Genomic DNA, 20,607 nt, shown 5'->3' on the forward strand with positions numbered 1-20,607 from the left:
AAACGGACTATATCCGCTCAGTTGGCACTCTCATAAGTTATTAATAATTAAGTTTTTAGCAAAGAAATTTTATTATTTACTACTTTTCGTAAATAAGATTTTAAGCTTCCTCGTTCGATGAAGTTGTTTCAACTTCTTCTACTTGATTTTCCTCATCATCTGTTTCTTCATTACGAGCAATAGAAATAATTTCATCACCCTTGTCTGGCTTAGCAAGAGTTACACCTTGCGTAGTTCGTCCTGTACGCTTAACTTCGTTAACGTCGGAACGAATTACCTTACCGGACTTCATAATTGCCATTACTTGGTCAGTTTCTTCAACAATCAAGGCACCAACCAAAGAACCGCGTCCTTCTGCAAGCTGTACTGCCTTAACGCCGTAACCGTTTCTGCCTTGCAAACGATACTCTTCAATAGCAGTCCTCTTAGCAAAACCTTCGTTAGTAACAACAAGAAGATCTTTACTTGTTTCAGCGGCAACAACATCCATATCCAGAAGTTCATCACCTTCACGGAATCTCATGCCCTGAACACCTGCAGTTTGGCGTCCCATTGGTCGAAGTTGCTCATCATCAGCTCTAAACTTCAAACTCATACCAAGCTTAGAAACAAGAATAATGTCATCTTCTGGGTTGCACAAAGCTGCACCAATCAGCTCATCAACAGGTTCACCAGTTTCTTCGTTTGCCATTAGTCGAACAGCAATCAAACCACCTTGACGAGGAGAATCATATTCTTGCAAAGCAGTTTTCTTAACTTTTCCAGAACGAGTTGCCAAAACCAAGTACTTTGCCACTTCGTAGTTTTGAATTGACAAAACTGTTTGAATTGTTTCTCCAGGAGTAAACTGAAGCAAATTAGCAACATGCTGACCTTTAGAATCGCGAGATCCTTCTGGAAGTTCGTAAGCTTTCAGACGGTAAACTCGACCACAATTAGTAAAGAAGAGCAACCAGTTGTGTGTAGATGTTAAGAAGAAATGATCTACTACATCATCTTCACGAAGCTTTGCACCCTTAATGCCTTTACCACCGCGGTGTTGAGCACGATACTCATCTGCTTTAGTTCGCTTAATATAACCTGCGCGAGTTACTGTTACAACAACGTTTTCTTCAGCAATAAGATCTTCAACATTCATTTCACCAGAGAATGGAAGAATCTTAGTTCTGCGATCATCACCATATTTTGCAACAATTTCATCAAGCTCGTCACCAACAATCTTGCGCTGACGTTCTGGACTTGCCAAAATATCGTTGTAATCAGCAATCTTAAGCATCAAATCTTCATGCTCGTCAAGAATCTTCTGACGTTCCAAAGCTGCGAGTCTACGAAGTTGCATTGCAAGAATTGCATCTGCTTGAACTTCATCAACATCAAGCAAATTCATCAAACCAGTACGAGCTGTTTCAACATCTTTAGATGATCTAATTAAAGCAACAACTTCATCAATCATATCCAAAGCTTTTAAGTAGCCTTGCAAAATATGATCACGCTCTTCAGCTTCACGCTTTAAGTAACGTGTACGCCTATCAATAACTTCAAGCTGGTGACTTACCCAATGACGAATAAACGCATCCAAACTCAAAGTTCTAGGAACACCATCAACCAGAGCAAGCATGTTTGCGCCAAAAGTCTGCTGCAATTGTGAATGCTTATACAAGTTGTTCAAAACAACTTTTGGAACAGCATCACGCTTAAGAACAAGAACCAAACGCTGACCTGTACGACCAGACGTTTCATCGCGCATATCTGCAATGCCTTGAATCTTGCCGTCGCGCACAGCCTCCCTAATAGAAGCAGCTAAGCGATCAGGATTAACTTGGTATGGAAGCTCAGTTACAACCAAGCACATACGTCCCTTAATTTCCTCAGTATTAACTACTGCGCGCATTGTAATTAAGCCGCGACCCGTACGGTACGCTTGCTCAATTCCCTTATGACCTAAAATGGTTGCGCCAGTAGGGAAATCAGGTCCTTTAATTCGCTGAATTAAAGCTTCAAGAAGCTCTTCTTTGCTTGCATCCGGATGTTCCAATGCCCAGTGCACACCATCAGCCACTTCACGCATGTTATGAGGTGGAATATTGGTTGCCATACCAACAGCAATACCAGCAGAACCATTAACTAAAAGATTCGGGAAACGAGCTGGCAAAACAGTAGGCTCTTGAGTTTTACCATCATAATTTGGCAGGAAATCAACGGTATCTTTATCAATATCTCGTACCATTTCCATAGCCAAAGGTGCCATACGACATTCCGTATAACGCATTGCTGCTGCAGGATCATCACCAGGAGAACCAAAGTTACCTTGTCCATCAACAAGCATGTAGCGCATAGACCAAGATTGAGCCATACGCACCAAAGTGTCATAGATAGCAGAATCACCGTGAGGGTGATACTTACCCATAACATCGCCAACAACACGAGAGCACTTGTTATATCCGCGATCAGGCCTATAACCACCGTCATACATTGCATAAATAACTCGACGGTGAACAGGCTTTAAACCATCTCGAACATCTGGTAAAGCTCGCTCAATAATAACGGATAATGCATAAGCAAGATATGATTCGCGCATTTCCTGCTGCAAATCCATATGCTTAACTCGAGCACCCTTCATTAATCCATAATCAGTATTATCGGCTTCCTGAGGGCTTTGTGGTTCCATTGAACCATCTGGCAGTTGATCTCGATCTTCGCTATTATTAGCGGCGTTTATTTCGTCTACCACTGCAATTCCTTTGTATTCTTATAGGTTACTAACGTTTTTATTTTTCTATCTTTGTAGATATATCAATAACTTTTAAGCATCAATAAACCTTGCATCATGAGCATTTCGTTGAATGAAGAGTCTACGTGGCTCTACTTCATCACCCATAAGCATTGAGAAGGTTTCATCAGCTCGAGCAGCATCTTCAATATGAATCTGCTTCAAAATACGATGCTCAGGATCCATAGTGGTTTCCCACAATTCCTGATAACTCATCTCACCCAAGCCCTTGTATCGCTGAATACCTTCACCTTTAGGAAGTTGACGACCAGCAGCTTTACCTTCTGCTAAAACTCTGTCTCGCTCAGCATCCGTATAAACAAAATCATGCGCTCCCTTGCTCCACTTCAATCGGTACAAAGGTGGCATAGCAACATAAACGTATCCTGCTGTAATCATAGGACGCATGTAGCGGAAGAACAGAGTCAAATTCAAAGTTGCAATATGAGCACCATCGACATCAGCATCAGCCATAATAATAACTTTGTGATATCGAACCTTGCTTAAATCGAAGTCTTCACCATAACCACCACCAACAGCAGTAATTAATGATTCGATTGTTTCAGACTTCATCATTCTGTCAATTGATGCACGCTCAGTATTCAAAATCTTACCACGCAAAGGCAAAATTGCTTGCGTAATAGGATCTCTACCCTGAATTGCAGAACCACCTGCAGAATCACCCTCGACTATGAATAATTCGCACTCTTCAGGATTACTGGATTGGCAATCCTTCAGCTTATCTGGCATACCAGCTGTTTCAAAAATAGATTTACGTCTAGTATTTTCACGAGCTTTTTTAGCAGCCAAACGTGCACGAGAAGCTTCAACAGCTTTTTGAATAATATTCTTAGCTTCACTTGGATGAGCATCTAGCCAGTCACCAAGCTTTTCTGTCATAACTCGCTGCACAAAAGTTTTAGCTTCAGAGTTTCCAAGCTTTGTTTTAGTCTGACCTTCAAACTGTGGAGTTGTAAGTTTTACAGAAACAACCGCAGTTAAACCTTCTCGAACGTCGTCACCAGAAAGATTAGTATCTTTTTCTTTTAAGATATTCTTTTCACGCGCATAACGATTAATTAAAGTTGTTAAAGCAGCGCGGAATCCTTCTTCGTGAGTACCACCTTCAGTAGTGGAAATCGTGTTTGCAAAAGTGTGAACAGCTTCAGAATAAGCAACAGTCCACTGCATAGCAATTTCTGCAGAAATACCAATTTCAAGATCTTCAGCCTCAAAATCAATAACATCTGGCTCTACTGGAACAGCTTTACGAGACTTAACTAAATAATCAACGTAATCCTTAATACCATGTTCATACTGATAACTTACGCTTTGATGCTTATTTTCATCAGTAGATTCACCATCTCCTGCAACCTCATCACCTGCCTCATCAGGTTTACGCAAATCAGTTAAGGAAATTTTCAAACCTTTATTAAGAAATGCCATCTGCTGGAAGCGAGATCGCAAAGTTTCAAAATCATAAGTAGTGGTTTCAAAAATTGTTCCATCTGGCCAGAATGTTACAGAAGTACCAGTAGATTCGCCATCTTCCATTGGCTTACCCTTTGCCAATGGTGCTGTTGGATGCTGATCTACATAAGTTTGAGTCCAATGGAATCCTTGACGGCGAACTTCAATTTCTACACGAGTAGAAAGAGCATTTACTACAGAAATACCAACACCGTGAAGACCACCAGAAACAGCGTAGCCACCGCCGCCAAACTTACCACCAGCGTGAAGCTTTGTCATAACTGTTTCAACACCAGAAACACCTTCACCTGGTACTTCATCGACTGGAATACCACGACCATCATCAACAACACGAATAGCATTATCTGGCAAAATAGTCACTTCAATGTGAGAAGCATAACCTGCCAACGCCTCATCAACGGAATTATCAACAATCTCATAAACCAAATGATGCAAACCACGAGGTCCAGTAGAACCAATGTACATACCTGGCCTAATTCTAACTGCCTCTAATCCTTCAAGAACACGAAGATCACTTGCATCATAATGTTCAGGAGCAAGTGAATCATCAAGTTGAGCATCGTCAAGCTTATGCTCTTCGACAGCATTATCCATCGAATTATCTTCCGTGTTTGTCACTTTTTGTCCCTTCACAATTTGCCTCATATTACAAGGCTTTTACAGAGCCAACATATGCCAGAAAGCACATAAAAGGGGATTCTAGCGCTTCAACTATATTACATGACATTATATACATATAATATTGCCTCTCGTTAATGAGAGGCCTTTTTACTATTTTTTTGAAATTATAATATTTATAAGTTAAAAAATTACCTTCTCCAAGAACCTAATCCGGTTGTAGTAGGACCTATAACTTTAATTTCTCTAATTTTAATATCCGAAAGATTATTATTAATTTTTTCTTTTAATTGAGGAAGCAAATAAGAAAGTTGAGTAGCCCATACAGCAGATTGTGCTCTAATAATAAGCACTTCATTTATAACTTGACTTATTTCACAATGATTTGCAATATTTTCACCAACTACTTCATTCCAAGAACTACGTAATTTTGCTATATTAAGTTGCTTATTCCAATTATTACTAGAAGCAAAAGATTGTAAAATACCGCAAAAAGTTCTAGGATCTCTACCTGGTTTGCCAAAATTTTCCCAAGCTTTATCTGCTCTTACAGAACGATTATTTTCTCTTTCAGCTTTTATATTAATCGGTTCAAAAATAAGAGCAGGTAATTTTCTTGTGTCTAACTTAATTATTTTATAAACAGGAATCATAAATAATCCTCTGAATTTAAGCAGTTCTTTGTTCTAATATACTTTTCAAAATACTGTTATGTTCTTCATAAGTATTATTAGCACTATTTTGTTGACTTAATAAATCTTCAATATTTATTAAATTATCTTTTTGAACAATACTATTTTTTGGTATGTCACTAAGAGAAGATGTTGTAATAAAAACCTGATTTTGATTTTCTACAAAATTCAAGATTTGTTTACGCCTATTTTCATCTAGTTGAGCAAAAACATCATCCAAAATAATAATAGGTTTTTCATTATTTTTTTCTTCTAAAGCATTACATAATGCCATTTTTGCGGCTATTGCAAGCGTCCAAGATTCTCCATTAGAAGCAAAATCTTTTGCCAACATTTTATCAAGCATAAAATCGATATCATCTCTATGAGGTCCTATAAGATTGCATCCTCTAGCTAGTTCACCCTCATAAATGCGTTGAAAATGTTCACTTATTAGATTAAAAACGTTATTTTCCTCTTCTGTTTCTTCTTCAACTACTTCTTGAAAAGAAGGATTATATTTTAGTTCAGCATACTCTTCACTATTAGTAAGATATTTAATAATTTTATTAAAATATTTATTAAGAATATTTGCTACTTCTTGTCTAGCTTTTGTAAGAATAATTCCAGATTCAATAAATTTACCAGTCCAAATTTCTAAACCAGATAATGAAATTGGTTGATTATTATTTGACAATTCTCTAATACTTTTTAATAATGCAGCACGCTGTTTAGAAATATGCCTAAAATTTTGCAAAATTTGAGAATAGTTTGGTAATAGTAATAATCCTGCTTGATCTATAAAAGTACGTCTAACAGTTGGATCTCCAGAAATAAGTAATTGATCACTAGGTGTAAAAGAAACTACTGGTAAATAGCCTAGAATATCTCTCATATAAAGTGATTTTCCGTTATTAATACGAGCTCTATTTGTTCCTTTTAAAAAAATATTAACTTCATAAGTTGTTTCTTCATCATTTTTACACGTATTTATTCTTATAGTGGATTTTTCATGTCCTCTTCTTATAAGAGGCAATGTTGAAGATGTACGATGACTTATTCCAGTACCAACAAATTCAAGAGATTCAACAATATTTGTTTTACCAAGACCATTGTTGCCGTAAATAATATTAATTCCTGGTTTGCAATCAAAAATTATATGATTCCAAGAACGAAAAGTATCAAGGGCAATTCTCGAAATATACATTTCTTTATTACCCTTTCTTTTAAAAATAAAACATAAAAAATTGTGATATTACATTCTACAGTAAAAAGATGCTGCAACAAAATGTAATATCACAATTAATATTAAAAACTAATTATTAAAACGCATAGGAACAAGCAAATAACGGTAATTCATAGATTCGTCACCGTCTGATTCTTGTTGACCATTAAATTCAACAGGTTTTACTGCAGTTGCCATTTTCATGTGAACGAATGGTTCAGTAATTGCACTTAAACCTTCAATCAAATATAAAGGATTAAAAGCAACCGTAATTTCTTCACCATCCATATCAATGTCAAGAACTTCTTTTGCTTGAGATTCGTCAGCAGCACCAGCACTTAAAGTTAATTCTTGATTTGCAAAAGTCATTCTAATAGGAGCATTCTTTTCTGCTACCAAAGAAACGCGTTTAATAGAATTAATTAAATCTTGCCTATTTATAACAGCGTGAATTGGATAGTCATCAACAAAAAGCCTATCTACAGAAGGAAATTCGCCATCAATAAGTTGTGAAGTACTATTTCTACCAGAATTTTCAAAACCTAATAGTGTTGGCTCTTTTTCATCAAAATCAATAATAACGTTCTGATGATCATCAAAAGAGCGAGCAATATCTCGTAATAAAGTACCACGAACAAGAGTTACAGAATTAGTATTTTCATTTTCTGGAGTCCACTTAAAAGTAGAACGAGATAAACGGAATCTATCAGTTGAAGTCATAGTAACAGTGTCATCTTCAAACTGCATTCGAATACCTGTTAAAACTGGCCTATTTTCTTCTCTAGAAATAGAAACAGAAGCCTGGTTAACTGCTTGAATAAATGTTGGGGCATCAACTTGACCCAGCTTATTAGGAAGAGCAGGTAAATCAGGATATTCTCCTAAAGGCATAAGTTGAAGAGTAAATGTTGACTTTCCAGAAGTAATAGTAAGTAAATTATTTTCTGAACTTAAATAAGTATTTTCTGCAGGAAGTGACTTTGTAATATCAGCCATTAATTTGCCTAATACAAGTACACTACCTTCTTCATCAACGCCAGCTTCAATATGGTTTAGGCTAGAAATTTGATAGTTGAAGGCAGAAAGTTGCAGTGTTCCATTTGTTGTTTCAATTTTTAAACCTGCAAGAATAGGATTTGCAGGCCTAGAATCTATAACGCGTGTAGTCCAAGCTACAGCATCAGCAAATGATGCAGAGTTGACTTCTACTTTCATGCTTCCTCTTTTCGTTTAAAGTCTGCAATCATTCTACAGTATTAGTGCACATATCTGTAGTCTTTAAAATTTATAAAGCAGAGAAGATCTATAAATGCTATTAATAAATAAGTAAATAAGATAGTAGTCATAATAAAAGCTGTGTATATGTGGAAAACTCTTGTTTAGGCGCGCAATTTATAGGTTATTAACATTGAAAGATTGTTAATAAGTGTCTAACAGTAATGTGTATAACTTGCGGAGTTATCCACACTAAAAGCTATTTTTTGATGTATTAACATTTTTAAGACTCTTATACACGACTTATGAACATGTAAAAACGGCGTTTTCCACGAGTTATACTCAGGTTTTACCCACATTTGTTATTAAGTATGTGGATAACTTTAGAAAAAATTATAAACAAATCTTTATAAAACAGTGGAAAAGTTATTTTTTAATTCCTATGATCTGCAGGATTTTGCTTTAATCTAACCGTTAATTCCATAACGTAATTGTAAATTTCCTGCTTTTCCTGCATTTCCCCGCTTACCCGAGTATAAGCGTGCATTACAGTTGTATGATCTCGGCCGCCAAAAACTTCGCCAATATCAACCAAGCTCATACTTGTCATCTCTCGAGCAAGATACATAGCAATTTGACGCGCAAGAGCAACATTTTTTGTACGTTGACGACCAACAAGTTCGTCAAATGTCATATGGAAGTATTGAGCAACTTGACTAATAATGTCAGTTGGACGAACTTCAATATCTGTTGCAAAAAAGTCTTGTAAAGCTTGTTCTGCCAAAGCTTTACTAACAGGCTGATTACTTAAGGATGCTACAGCTGTAACACGAGTTAAAGCACCTTCAAGTTCTCGAATATTTTCAGTAAATCTTTCTGCAATTAAATCAAGCACGTCGCTTGGAACATTGCAGTGATTCATTGAAGCCATCATTCTTAAAATTGCAATACGCGTTTCCAAATCTGGCGGCTTAATGTCTACGGTAAGACCAGATTCAAATCTGGAAATTAAACGAGCTTCAAAGCCTTTAAGATTTTTTGGAGCAACATCAGAAGCAATAACTATTCGCTTATTTGCCTGGTATAAGGAATTAAAAGTATGGAAGAATTGTTCAAGAGTTGCTTCTTTTCCACCCAAGAATTGGATGTCGTCAATAAGAAGAACATCAACTTCGCGATAACGCCTATTAAACTCAGCTATTTGACCTTGACTTTGATTAGGTGTTTGAAGAGCTTCAATAAATTCGTTAGTAAATTCCTCGCTAGTAACATAACGAACTTTAAGTGAATTGTCTTTTACTAAAGCGTAATTGCCAATTGCATTAAGCAAATGAGTTTTACCAAGGCCAGATCCGCCATAAATACATAAAGGATTAAAATCACGTCCGGATCCTTCGGCAACAGCAAGTGCTACCGTTCTTGCAAAACGATTTGAATCTCCCGGAACGAATGTGTCAAACGTTGCGCAAGTATTTAAATGCGTAATTGCATCTCTCTGCACAGAAACAGTTTGTTGTGCAGGTTGCGCTGAAGGCGAAGAAATTTGTGTTTGTTTAAGAGTTGATAATCCAGTAGCATTATCAAAATCTGGTTGCAAAGTAGAATTTGCTGAAATTTTTTTATTATTAACTATTTCATTAACAAATTCAGGCGAAGTAAGGTTAGAAGATTTTGATAACAAATTTTCAGAATCTTGGCTTGGAACAGTAACAACAGGAGGAACAGCTGCAGTTGAAATATTATTATTTAAATTAGCTGCACGATTGTTTTGCTGAGATGATTCAGATGCTCCATTTGCTACAGAATTGTTCTGAACATTAGAGTTAGGAACAATTTTAAAAGCAGGGAACATGTCTTTGCCTGTGCAAATTTTTAGAGCTGTTAAAAGTGGTGAATTAAGCTCATTTTGCAAAGCCTGCTGTGCTTCCGCATTTGACACACACAAAACAATAGTTGTTCCAAAGATTGCTTCCGGCGTTACACCTTCAAACCAACCCTTATCCCTAGCGGTTAAAAGGGCATTATGCTGCAAGACAGTAAGCGTATTAGACCAAATTGATTCAGCTTCCGATTTAGGTTCGCCTAATGTATCAGCCATTTCACCCCCAACCTGTGATTAGTGCGTAGCTTTTTCCAACTTCGCGCGCACGTGTTTTCAAAGTGTCAGTAAATCATGTTTACTCTGACCCTACGAAGTTATCCACCGTCTAGCGTGTTGAAATTGCTCAATTGTGAATAACATGTGTGTAATTTGTGGATAAGTTAGTGTTGAGATTTTGGCTATTTTTCAACGTTTTTAATAAATAATAAAATGTGATAAAAATGTGAACAAAATATTTTTTAGTGTATTTAAACAAGTTAAATAAAATGCTCAAAAAATATGGAGTTTTGACTATTGGTGAGGGGTAAGAGTATTTTAGTAGAGCTTGACTCATACGGGGCCATGCTTTTGCATGGTTGAATACAGGAGCATATTTATGAAGAGGACATTCCAGCCAAATAACCGTCGTCGTCACATGAAGCACGGCTTCCGCGTTCGTATGCGTACGCGTGCTGGCCGCGCCGTAATCAATCGTCGTCGTGCCAAGGGTCGCAAGACACTGTCTGCCTGAGTTAAGGTAGCGTCGTAAAACATGGAAAGGCTGAAAAGCCACCGCGATTTTGTTGCGGTTCTAAAGAAGCGACGCAAAGTGAGTTCGCGAGATATCGTCGCGCATTATGTGATGCGTGACGATACAGCCCTTAAGAACACACCTAACGAAGATAGAAGTGCAGTTTTAGATTGTATTGCCACGGGTTTTGGAAGTAGTATTCCCGCGGCATTTTCTGATACCTTAATGCCTTCTCAAAATAGTGAGGATGCCAAGAGGTTAGGTCTTGCTGTATCTAAATCGGTAGGTAAAGCTGTAATTCGCAATAAAGTGAAGCGCAGACTTAGGGTTATTGCTAAAGATTGTGAATCATTACTACCTTATGGCTGTGATGTTGTGTTACGTGCAAAGCCGACTGCAGCAGAATCCTCATTCGATTCGCTGCATAGGCAGATAGAAAAACTTTTTGCTAAAATTAGTGAATTATTAAAAACTGTGCATGAACATGATTTTCACGAAGCAGTTAAAAATAACTGACAGAAATAACTGATTTTTAATAAAGGTATGGTGACTATTATGATGCGTAGCAAGAAAAACTATATTGCTCGCGGAATAATTTGCGCCATACACTGGTATCAGAAGAAAATTTCTGCAAATAGACCAGCTTGCTGCAGGTACTACCCCACATGTTCTAGATATGCTATAGAAGCTGTTTCTCGTTATGGTGCATTTAAAGGTGGTATTCTTGCAGTATTAAGGTTACTTCGCTGCAGACCATGGACCAGCTGCAGTATTGACGACGTACCACGAAAATATTCAATCTTTTACCGTTGCGCCTGGTCTAAAGCGCATGAAGAGCCACGGCTAACTCCCTTGGCTGAAGAAGACAAGGAAAACTAATGTTTAATCAAGATCACTTCTTACTTGATAATGGATTATTAGGATGGTTCTATAAGATTCTTACCCCAATTGAATGGCTTATGACTCAGGTAATGTCCTTGTGCCATAAGTTCCTAGTTCTTATTGGTATGAACGAAATTGGATTTTCTTGGGTTTTCTCAATAGTTTTCCTTGTGCTTGTTGTGCACGCGTGTATATTCCCAGCCTTTATAAAAAGCATTAAAGGTATGCGTAATATGCAGGCTATTGCGCCTAAAATGAAGAAAATTCAGCAAAAGTATAAGGGTAAAAATGACGCTGCAAGCAAGGAAGCAATGCAGCGAGAAATGATGAAGCTGTATCAGGATAACAATGCAAATCCTGCAGGAAGTTGCTTGCCTATGATGATTCAAGGTCCTGCGTTCATGAGCATTTGGTACACGCTTTCGGTTATTCCTTTTATTGCTCGCGGAAAGCATGCCGCTCTTGGTGCTTTTGATGCTGCAACAGCTCAGCAGTTTATAAAAACTCACGTATTTGGAGTAGGCGTTGCAGACACATTTATGACGGTCGAACTAACGGGCAAAATCGTAATCGTAATCTTTGTTGTACTTATGTGTGCAGCAATGTGGTATATGCAATTTAACAATATTCGTAAGAACCTTCCTCCAGAGTCTAAGCAAGGTAGTCAATACACCATGCAAAAGCTTATGATGTGGGGCTTCCCGCTGATTTATGTTTTTTCTGCTTTTGCGCTTCCGTTTGCTATGTTGGTGTACTGGTTGGTTAACAACATTATGAATATGCTTCGCTCTATTTGGCAGGTATATGCTTTCCCAACTCCTGGCTCTCCTGCAGCTGAGGAAAAAGAGCAGCGAGATTACAAAAAAGAAACAGAGCGCAGAAAGCGTGAAGGTTTGCCTTCTATTGAAGAAGAAAATCTTCAGAAAGCTCGCGAAGAGGCTGAACGCAGGGAAAATGAAGGATTCCAGCGTAAGCAGCCACAGCGCAAGCGTAAAGTATCAAAAAAGTAGTAATTAAATATGTTAAGCGCTTAATAAAGGTAAGAAAATAACTCTTTAAAAATTATTTATTTGGCTTTATTATCCGCTAAACTAGACTTCAGAATTTTGCAACGTGAATTTTTAAGTCACGATAAGGAGTAAGTAATGGTACAAGACGATAAGAAGACGGTTGACCAGCTCAACGAAGAAGCTGATATTGCTGCCGATTATTTAGAAGGTTTGCTTGATATTGCTGATTATGAAGGCGATATTGAGATGGGCATCCGCAATAATCGTCCAATGATTCAGATTGTTGCAGATGATGACACTGATATTAAGCATTTAATCGGTCGTGAAGGCGAAGTTGTTGATGCTTTGCAGCAGTTAAGCAGGCTTGCAGTTCAGCAAAAAACTGGTGATCGTTCCCATCTTATTGTCGATGTTGATGGTTTTTTGAAGCGTAAGCGTCAGCATTTGCGCGATATTGCTTTGGATGCGGTTGATGAAGTTCGCGAAACTGGTGAATCTGTAGATTTGAAGCCAATGAATTCCTTTGAACGCAAGGTTATTCATGACACTGTTCGAGATGAGGGTTTGCGTTCTCGCTCCCACGGTGAAGAACCACATCGCTATGTGACCGTTTATTTGCCTGCTAGGTCTGATGAAGATGTGGTTGATGATATGAATGATGCACTTTCTTCTGATGACGAATATGTAGAGGAATAATTTTAAAGGTTGCATTTTAAAACATTCTATTGCTTTTTAAATGTAAGTTTTGAAAAAACATTTAGAAGAAAGTGTTTATAAAACAGCATAAAGTAACATTTTTGAACAAAAAATGTTTAGTTATGTTACTTTATATTTTAATAGATTTAGATATTTTGAAAATATCAAGATATGAATAAGTGTGGGGAAAATGGCCGATAATCAATCTACTCAGATGGCAGAAAACACTCAGCCTGTGATTGATGAATTAGAAAATTCTCCATTACTAAATGACGTTCTTGGTAGCGCACTCCCTCAATGTTCCATGTTTCACGTGAAACTGCAAAGAGAAGGTTTGCTACGAGGACTTGTTGGCCCTCGAGACATGGGAATTTTATGGGAGCGTCACATATTAAATTCTGCAGCAGTTGTGCCTTTTGTTCGCAAAGTTGCGGAAAAAAGTAAGCAAAAAAGAGTTGCTGATGTTGGCAGCGGCGGAGGATTTCCTGGTTTAGTTTTAGCTGCTTGTTTACCTGACTATGACGTTACATTAATTGAACCAATGGAGCGTCGCGTGGATTGGTTGCGCGAGTGTATTGCGCTTATGGGGTTAAAAAACGTTACTATATTTCACGGCAGATCAGACGAAGTTATTGAAAAAATTAAATCACATGAAATTCCTGCGTTTGATGTAGTAACGTGCAGAGCTGTAGCTCCTATGACAAAATTGGCCGGATGGACTATTCCTTTATTAAGAGCGCATGGAAGTTTAGTCGCCTTAAAAGGTAAGTCTGCTAAAGCAGAAGTAGAAAAAGCTGCAAAAATGATTCGCAAAGCTGGTGGCGCAAATCCTCGAATTCTTGAAGCATCAGTTGCGTCTGGTTTGCAGCCGACTACAGTGGTATTAATCGATAAAGCCTAATTTTTTTAATTAAAATTTGTGTTTAAGCAAGTTTTTGTTTAGTATGATGCAATTTTATTTGTGATGTTCTTGCGTATCGTCTATGAGTTTTGATTAATGTTTTCTACAGTCGGTCTGATGAGCCTCGAAAGTTTTCAGCATCGCAAGTTCCCGTCCTTCGTCGCTTTAGCTGTTAGAGGCTTTACTGTTTGCTTTGTTCTTTAAAGGACGTTGCTTCCTCAGTCCTCTTTTATTGCTCTGCCCGAAAACTCTTTTGAGGCTCTACCACACATGTCACTAACACAAAACTCATAGACTCGTGAAGTTTGTTACGAAAAGTGTGTGGTTTGCTAAGTGCAACTAAAGTCACGAAATTAAGCTTCGGGTGGGTTCGTGGTTTGTGTGCTTGGAGTGGCGTGTGCAGCAGCGCGGATGTTAGTGTTCGCTGATCAACAGGAATCAACGTTAGCAAAGCACTGGTGCAAAGCTACATTAGCAGCGTCAGCAGAGCATTGATGCAAAGCTACAGAAGCATGCAAGCATTCAAGCAATGCAAAAAATCTCAAATCTCACCGCACTGGTATTCGTACGCTAAAGTCACACAATTAAGCTGCGCATTGACTTGCCGGAGCGCTCAATGCGTAGCGCGCGTAGGCATTTCAATGCGGAAACTCGCTTAGGTTGGAAGTCCAGTGGACTTCCAACGCGAGTTTCGTAAGCGAGCGCGTTATCCGCGCGAGCGTTACTTTGGTGGTTGAGAGTTAGTTTGGTGTGGTGTGGGCATCGGCACGGATGTTAGTGTTTTATGATTAGAAAAATACGTAGCTAGTTATGGAATAAGGTGTTGATGTTTCATGTGAAACATTACGTGATTTTAGTTTTTTATGTCCATAGAAACAAGGAAACTTAATAAACGTATCGTATTTTTTAGGCATTTTCATTACTATGCGGGGGTGATTGTCGTGGAATCAGCTGAAGAAACGATTCAACGCATTTTTGGAGATTCAAAATCTTCCTTAGGTATTGAATTAGCAAATTTAACATCGCGCTTTCGTGCCCTCGAAAAAGTAAAGTATCCTAAGCCAGAAAAAACTCGTTTTATTGCAGTTGCAAATCAAAAAGGCGGTGTTGGTAAAACAAGTTCTGCTGTTAATCTTGCTGCAGCTATGGCAGTCGGCGGATCTCATGTGCTACTAATTGATATGGATCCGCAAGGCAATGCGTCTACTGCGTTAAATGCTCCGCATTCTTCCGGAGATTTATCGGTTTATGATGTTATTGAAGGTCGTAAAACTATTGCTGAAGTAAAAAGATCTTGTCCGGATATTGAAGGTCTTGATGTAGTCCCCGCATCTATTGATTTAAGCGGTGCTGAATTAGAGCTTGCCGAAATGGATAATCGCAACAATCTATTAAAGAATGCTCTTTCTGATTATCTTAATAATCGTGAAGAGCCTTACGATTATGTGTTTATAGATTGCCCTCCTTCACTAGGTTTGTTGGTTATTAACGCTATGTGCGCAGCACAGGAAATGCTTATTCCTATTCAAGCAGAATATTATGCTTTGGAAGGTTTAGGTCAGCTTATTAGAACAATTGGATTGGTGCAACAGCATTACAATCCTATTTTAACTGTTTCGACTATGCTGGTAACAATGTTTGATAAGCGCACACTATTAGGGCGTGAAGTTTTTCAAGAAGTTAAAAAACATTATCCGAATATTGTGCTTGAAACGACTATCCCTCGCACTGTAAAAATACCTGAGGCTCCTAGCTTTAATCAAAGCGTAATAACTTATGATCCTCATGGAGCTGGCGCAATATCGTATCGTGAAGCAGCATTAGAAATTGCTAAACGATCTAAAACTGTATTATCTGTTATTGCGGAAAAACAAGAGAATAATAAATAGGAATAACAAGAGGAGATAATAATGAGTGTAAGTAAGTCTCGTTTAGGCAAAGGCTTAGGCGCATTGTTCCCAGCTTTGCCTGGCGAAGATGCTCTTGTTGATTCATCTATAAAATTGCAAGATAGTGTTTCACATGAAACATCTTCCGAAAATGATTTGCAAAAAAAGAATTCTTTAGAAAAGCAGAACAAAAACACAGAACATGTTTCACGTGAAACTGTAAAAAAAGACAGCAATAGCGAAAAAAGTGTTTCACATGAAACAAAAGTTCCTAGCATGGAAAATTCTATTTCGCCGCACGCGAATGTAGATAGAAATACAATAAAGAATGTTTCACGTGAAACTGTACCGTCATTGCAGGGTAGTGAACAAGGTGAAAAGCATGTTGGAAAGCATGCTCATAAACGTTCTGCAATGCCATCTCTTGGAGATGTAACTCGCCCAATTGACTTCTTCTTCTCTGACTCAACTTCACCTAATTTCAAGCTAGATAAGCAAAAAAATGCTGAGTCTAATAATCTTGAAAAAGGCGCAGAAAATCAACAATTAAAGCCAATTAAAGGCGGTTATTTAGATTATTTGAAGCCTCTTGATATTGTTCCTAATGCGCATCAGCCTAGAACTATTTTTGACGAAGATGAATTGCGTGAGCTTGCATCTTCAATTAAAGAAGTCGGCGTGCTTCAACCTATAGTTGTTAGACCAATTAAAGACGCTGATAAGAATAATAAAGAAATTGCACATTACGAACTTATTATGGGCGAGCGTCGTTGGAGGGCTTCTCAAATTGCGCAACTTGACGCAGTGCCAGCAATTGTTAGAACCACGGCTGATGAAAATATGTTGCGCGATGCGCTTCTTGAAAATCTTCACCGTGTAGCTTTGAATCCTTTGGAAGAGGCTGCCGCTTATTCTCAAATGATTGACGATTTTGGATTGACACAAATCCAACTTTCTAAATCTGTTTCAAAGTCTCGTCCGCAAATTGCCAATACTTTAAGGCTTCTTAATTTGCCTGCTAGTGTTCAAAAGCATGTTGCTTCTGGAGTTCTTTCTGCAGGTCATGCTCGCGCATTGCTTGGATTAGAAAAGCCGGAAGATATGGAGGAGCTTGCTAATCGTATTATTTCTGAAGGATTGTCTGTTAGAAGTACTGAGGAAATTGTTTCATTAAAAACAGAGCATCCTGCTAACGGTGTGACCCGTACGCGCGCTAGGAGAAATAACTACTGGTCTTCTTCGCCTATTCGTCAGCAGCTTGAGGAGCGTTTTGCTACGAAAGTTGCTATTAAAGGCACGCAGAACCACGGAAGAATTGAAATAGTGTTCTCATCTCCGGAAGAAATGAAGCGTATTGTTAATCTTCTTTCTCATTAAGATACGCCTGCGCGTCAAGAGCTGCTCTGCACCCCATGCCGGCTGCAGAAATAGCCTGTCGGTACACGCTGTCTACAACATCTCCTGCAGCAAAAACTCCGTCTACGGAGGTTCTAGTTGAAGCGCCGTCAACCGCAATGGTTCCGTCTTCATTTAGTCTTAATGCGCCATTAAGGAACTTTGTTGCGGGAGTATGCCCTATTGCAACGAATAATCCTGAAGACTCAATTTCTTGCGTTTCTCCTGTAACAACATTTCTAAGAGTTAACGATGTTGCTTCCTTGCTGTTGCCGTGCACTTCTTCTACAACACTGTTAAGTATGAAACTAATTTTTTCGTTCTCTTTTGCGCGATCAACCATAATTTTAGAAGCGCGAAACTCGTTGCGTCTATGAATTAAAGTCACAGAAGATCCAAATCGAGAAAGGAATTGTGCTTCTTCGAACGCGGAATCCCCGCCGCCAACTACCGTAATTGGTTTGCCGCGGAAGAAGAATCCATCGCAGGTTGCACAATATGAAACTCCTCGCCCAGAGTATTCCTGTTCACCAGGCACGCCCAATTTGCGCACTGTAGAGCCCGTAGAAACAATAACAGCCTCCGCCTCATAAGTTATACCATCTTCGGTTGTAACGCGCTTTACAGGGCTGTTAAAGTCTACAGAAGTAACGTCGCTTAAAATAACTTCAGCACCAAATTTTTCTGCCTGCTTTTGCATTGCGTCCATTAAATCTGGTCCCAAAATTCCTTCTGGGAATCCTGGATAATTTTCTACCTCTGTAGTATTAACTAATTGGCCGCCAGGGGTTAAAGCTCCAGCTATAACAAGTGGATTGTATCCAGCGCGACCCAAATATATTGCAGCAGTATATCCAGCAGGTCCGGATCCAATAATAATAACTTTGTGAATTTTATTTTCCATTCGTTATTTATCCTTACTTGTTATTCACAGTGGTTTATTTGGTTAATTATTTATATTTATTTGACTATTGCAAAATTAGTAAAGCTTTACAGAATTAATGTAAAGACTGTTCTTAGGCATAGTATCCTTTGGAACCCAAAGCATAAAGTCTTGCGATTTTACAATCTTTTTAAGCTTCACATCAGTTGTTCCGCTTTCGTCAAACGTAAATTCTGCAAGCTGCGTGCCTTCTCTAGGATCATCTTTTGTATTTGCCAGCAAGAAAGCGTGTCCGCCTGAGGTTCGTATTGAAATAACAAAACGATACACAGTTTGAGGCTCTGTTAAGTGAATGTAGTAGCCGTATCCAGGTTGTTGTGCAGGGAAGCTAAGGAACTGATAGCGATCTGCCTTATAGGCAACAGTGTTCGTAGGAATTTTAGGTTTTGGAACAGCCTTTACCTGTTTTCTTCCTATGTGCTTCTTTGCCTGCTGCTTTTCTTGTGGCAGCACTCCCTGGCTTCCAAAAGGCACATTTTCAACGGTTGTACTATCCCATGAACCATTATTGCTAAGACTGTCTTGGCTTTCATGCGTTCCAAATAAACCATGTATTGCTAAAACTAATCCAATAATAAGAAGTAAGCATACGGCGCCAATTGCAATAACTTTTGTTGAAAGGCCTAACCATATTTTTGCATTAGCAATGGCATCTGTACCATTTGGATTATTCTTATTTTTACTGTGTAAATCAGCAGATTTCTCGCGAGGCTGGAAGCTAGGCGGCAATGAAGGGGAGCTTGTTTTAAGAGCATCTTCGGCCTGATTATTATTAATTTCATCCTGCAGTGCTCGCGCAGATTCTTCGCCAGGCGCAATAAACCTACCTCGGGTATCGACTACTGGTACGCGACCAGTAGATTCAGCCTCTGAAGTTAAGCTTTGCGGTCTTGACATAAGCTCTGTATGCTGAGCATTTTCTGCAAGTAAATGTTCAAAATCAAAGCTAGAAGCAACACCAGTTTCGGTTAAATCATCTCTTTGACTTTGATTGCGAGAATTATTAGCACGATCAAGAACATTTCGAGAAGTAGCAGATTCAGGAAAATGCTTATATGATGCAGATAAAGTTGGGAAAATAGCGTCATCAGTATCTAAATCTGTAGGAGCAAGAATACTTGCCATTTCTGCAGCTGCAATATCGTGAAAATCAATGTCAGTATTGGTGTTTGTATCTTCGTCAAAATCATCATCAATGTTTTTGTTGGCAGAATTAGCATTATTTCGCTTAAGAAGCGAGCCAAGTGTTCTGCCAGCATTTTTAAAACTGCTACTAATCTTCGCAGCTCCACTATTTGCGGCAGATCCAGAATTGTTGGACGAGTCTTGCAAATTAAGAGAATTAGCATTTTGCTCATTTGCTTGCTGCATAAACTGAGCGTCAAACTGTTCTTCACTTTGTGTTAAACCTTCTGGCAAAGGAAGAATTACATCATCTTGTGCACTAAGTAAACGAGCATTACTAATAGATGCAACACTTGTTTTATTGCTAAACTCAATATCTTTATTGGAAAGCTTAGAAACAGGCGTGTATGAGCCTAAAAGCGCCATTAACTCAGCAATAGAAGCCATAGGAACTATATGATTATTCTCGTTAGCATCTAAGCTTCGTGTGCAAATCATCCTAAATTCTGAAGGAGTATCATTTGCAAGCATAGAAGCGTCAAAATGCGCTTGTATGCGCGAAGAAGTTCTAGTAAGAAGAGCATAAAGTAAAGAAGCAAGTTGACGAGTAGCAGCGTGTTCTATGCTTTCGCTTGCTGCATTTTCTTCGCTATTTTGCGATTTAGTTATGTCTTCTAAAAGCGGGCTTACAGCAGTATCTGCAAGTTCAATGCCGTTAGGAGTAATACGTACAGTGTCGCTTGAAACAGCATGATGAGTTATGTTATTGGAAAGAAGCTTGCTTAATGCTTGAGCTGTTTCGGCAACAATTGTTCTTATAGCTTCGTAGCTTAATGGGGTTTCTTTTTTAGCTAAATAATCGCTAATTGTAATACCGCGATCGAGAGCTGTAACAATAAGAGCAATCGAATCATGATGTTGAAGCTGCAAAACCTGAGTGAATTTAGTGCTGCGAGATAACGCCAAAGTAGAAGCAATCGTATTAACTTCTGGCAAAAAACGAGAATCGCGCACAATAAATAGTTGGCAATCTTGAGTAAGTATGCGGTCGTTCGCCTGCCATACTTGTAGTCCAGCCTCATTGCGCAAAAGCGATACTAAAACGTATCGGTTTAGTATAATATCTCCGAGCCGAGGTTCCATTTGCTACTCATCTTCCTACGC

General features: G+C 38.5%; 16 protein-coding genes. 8 read left to right on the top strand and 8 right to left on the bottom strand.

Annotated features, from left to right (window positions below):
• Positions 1-100: 100 nt before the first annotated feature.
• From gyrA to dnaA, 6 genes are all read right to left on the bottom strand, one after another.
• Positions 101-2,731: a DNA gyrase subunit A gene (gene gyrA, locus ACJV7B_RS03035; RefSeq protein ID WP_419388939.1), complete on the bottom strand. Its 2,631-nt coding sequence runs from the start codon at positions 2,729-2,731 to the stop codon at positions 101-103.
• Between the two features lie 72 nt (positions 2,732-2,803).
• Complete coding sequence (gyrB, locus tag ACJV7B_RS03040; protein ID WP_019260580.1) at positions 2,804-4,879, bottom strand: DNA topoisomerase (ATP-hydrolyzing) subunit B; 2,076 nt, start codon at positions 4,877-4,879, stop codon at positions 2,804-2,806.
• A gap of 191 nt (positions 4,880-5,070) precedes the next feature.
• The gene (locus ACJV7B_RS03045) at positions 5,071-5,532 is read right to left on the bottom strand and encodes a DciA family protein (protein WP_419388940.1); all 462 of its coding nucleotides are present in this window, start codon (positions 5,530-5,532) and stop codon (positions 5,071-5,073) included.
• 16 nt (positions 5,533-5,548) lie between these two features.
• On the bottom strand, positions 5,549-6,757 hold the full coding sequence (recF, locus tag ACJV7B_RS03050) for a DNA replication/repair protein RecF (protein ID WP_419388941.1): 1,209 nt from the start codon (positions 6,755-6,757) through the stop codon (positions 5,549-5,551).
• Between the two features lie 108 nt (positions 6,758-6,865).
• Complete coding sequence (gene dnaN / locus ACJV7B_RS03055; RefSeq protein ID WP_419388942.1) at positions 6,866-7,990, bottom strand: DNA polymerase III subunit beta; 1,125 nt, start codon at positions 7,988-7,990, stop codon at positions 6,866-6,868.
• Between the two features lie 433 nt (positions 7,991-8,423).
• Positions 8,424-10,046, bottom strand: a complete 1,623-nt coding sequence (gene dnaA, locus ACJV7B_RS03060) for a chromosomal replication initiator protein DnaA (protein WP_419389020.1) — start codon at positions 10,044-10,046, stop codon at positions 8,424-8,426.
• 421 nt (positions 10,047-10,467) lie between these two features.
• On the opposite strand from dnaA, the gene rpmH reads away from it, so the two are divergent.
• The 8 genes from rpmH (at position 10,468) to ACJV7B_RS03100 (ending at position 17,357) form a co-directional block, all read left to right on the top strand.
• A complete protein-coding gene (gene rpmH / locus ACJV7B_RS03065) occupies positions 10,468-10,602 on the top strand; it encodes a 50S ribosomal protein L34 (protein ID WP_004114029.1) in 135 nt (44 codons plus the stop codon).
• A gap of 21 nt (positions 10,603-10,623) precedes the next feature.
• The gene (gene rnpA / locus ACJV7B_RS03070) at positions 10,624-11,118 is read left to right on the top strand and encodes a ribonuclease P protein component (protein ID WP_419388943.1); all 495 of its coding nucleotides are present in this window, start codon (positions 10,624-10,626) and stop codon (positions 11,116-11,118) included.
• Between the two features lie 42 nt (positions 11,119-11,160).
• Entirely contained in the window at positions 11,161-11,481 is a 321-nt protein-coding gene (gene yidD, locus ACJV7B_RS03075) for a membrane protein insertion efficiency factor YidD (RefSeq protein WP_419389021.1), read from the top strand.
• Complete coding sequence (gene yidC, locus ACJV7B_RS03080) at positions 11,481-12,494, top strand: membrane protein insertase YidC (protein ID WP_419388944.1); 1,014 nt, start codon at positions 11,481-11,483, stop codon at positions 12,492-12,494. The genes yidD and yidC overlap by 1 nt, the downstream gene beginning before the upstream one ends.
• A gap of 135 nt (positions 12,495-12,629) precedes the next feature.
• Positions 12,630-13,190 (top strand): Jag family protein, encoded by a 561-nt coding sequence (locus ACJV7B_RS03085; RefSeq protein WP_004133911.1) that lies wholly within the window; start codon positions 12,630-12,632, stop codon positions 13,188-13,190.
• A gap of 190 nt (positions 13,191-13,380) precedes the next feature.
• Positions 13,381-14,091: a 16S rRNA (guanine(527)-N(7))-methyltransferase RsmG gene (gene rsmG / locus ACJV7B_RS03090; RefSeq protein ID WP_419388945.1), complete on the top strand. Its 711-nt coding sequence runs from the start codon at positions 13,381-13,383 to the stop codon at positions 14,089-14,091.
• 941 nt (positions 14,092-15,032) lie between these two features.
• Positions 15,033-15,980 carry a ParA family protein gene (locus tag ACJV7B_RS03095; protein WP_419388946.1) on the top strand — a complete coding sequence of 316 codons (948 nt, stop codon included), beginning with the start codon at positions 15,033-15,035 and terminating at the stop codon, positions 15,978-15,980.
• A 21-nt stretch (positions 15,981-16,001) separates the two neighbouring features.
• A complete protein-coding gene (locus ACJV7B_RS03100) occupies positions 16,002-17,357 on the top strand; it encodes a ParB/RepB/Spo0J family partition protein (protein WP_419388947.1) in 1,356 nt (451 codons plus the stop codon).
• On the opposite strand, the gene trxB is transcribed toward ACJV7B_RS03100, so the two are convergent.
• Together trxB and ACJV7B_RS03110 are read right to left on the bottom strand one after the other, a co-directional pair.
• The gene (trxB, locus tag ACJV7B_RS03105; RefSeq protein WP_419388948.1) at positions 17,338-18,279 is read right to left on the bottom strand and encodes a thioredoxin-disulfide reductase; all 942 of its coding nucleotides are present in this window, start codon (positions 18,277-18,279) and stop codon (positions 17,338-17,340) included. The genes ACJV7B_RS03100 and trxB overlap by 20 nt on opposite strands.
• 75 nt (positions 18,280-18,354) lie before the next feature.
• Entirely contained in the window at positions 18,355-20,586 is a 2,232-nt protein-coding gene (locus ACJV7B_RS03110) for a protein kinase family protein (RefSeq protein ID WP_419388949.1), read from the bottom strand.
• Positions 20,587-20,607: the final 21 nt, after the last annotated feature.

This window comes from Gardnerella bretellae, from assembly GCF_048545135.1.
Taxonomy (GTDB): Bacteria; Actinomycetota; Actinomycetes; order Actinomycetales; family Bifidobacteriaceae; genus Bifidobacterium; species Bifidobacterium greenwoodii.

Coding starts and splice junctions, on each gene's coding strand:
- ACJV7B_RS03110 (WP_419388949.1), bottom strand. CDS start 20,586: ATGGAACCTCGGCTCGGAGATATTATACTAAACCGATACGTTTTAGTA.
- rnpA (WP_419388943.1), top strand. CDS start 10,624: ATGGAAAGGCTGAAAAGCCACCGCGATTTTGTTGCGGTTCTAAAGAAG.
- rsmG (WP_419388945.1), top strand. CDS start 13,381: ATGGCCGATAATCAATCTACTCAGATGGCAGAAAACACTCAGCCTGTG.
- yidC (WP_419388944.1), top strand. CDS start 11,481: ATGTTTAATCAAGATCACTTCTTACTTGATAATGGATTATTAGGATGG.
- yidD (WP_419389021.1), top strand. CDS start 11,161: ATGCGTAGCAAGAAAAACTATATTGCTCGCGGAATAATTTGCGCCATA.
- ACJV7B_RS03100 (WP_419388947.1), top strand. CDS start 16,002: ATGAGTGTAAGTAAGTCTCGTTTAGGCAAAGGCTTAGGCGCATTGTTC.
- dnaN (WP_419388942.1), bottom strand. CDS start 7,990: ATGAAAGTAGAAGTCAACTCTGCATCATTTGCTGATGCTGTAGCTTGG.
- trxB (WP_419388948.1), bottom strand. CDS start 18,279: ATGGAAAATAAAATTCACAAAGTTATTATTATTGGATCCGGACCTGCT.
- ACJV7B_RS03085 (WP_004133911.1), top strand. CDS start 12,630: ATGGTACAAGACGATAAGAAGACGGTTGACCAGCTCAACGAAGAAGCT.
- recF (WP_419388941.1), bottom strand. CDS start 6,757: ATGTATATTTCGAGAATTGCCCTTGATACTTTTCGTTCTTGGAATCAT.
- rpmH (WP_004114029.1), top strand. CDS start 10,468: ATGAAGAGGACATTCCAGCCAAATAACCGTCGTCGTCACATGAAGCAC.
- ACJV7B_RS03045 (WP_419388940.1), bottom strand. CDS start 5,532: ATGATTCCTGTTTATAAAATAATTAAGTTAGACACAAGAAAATTACCT.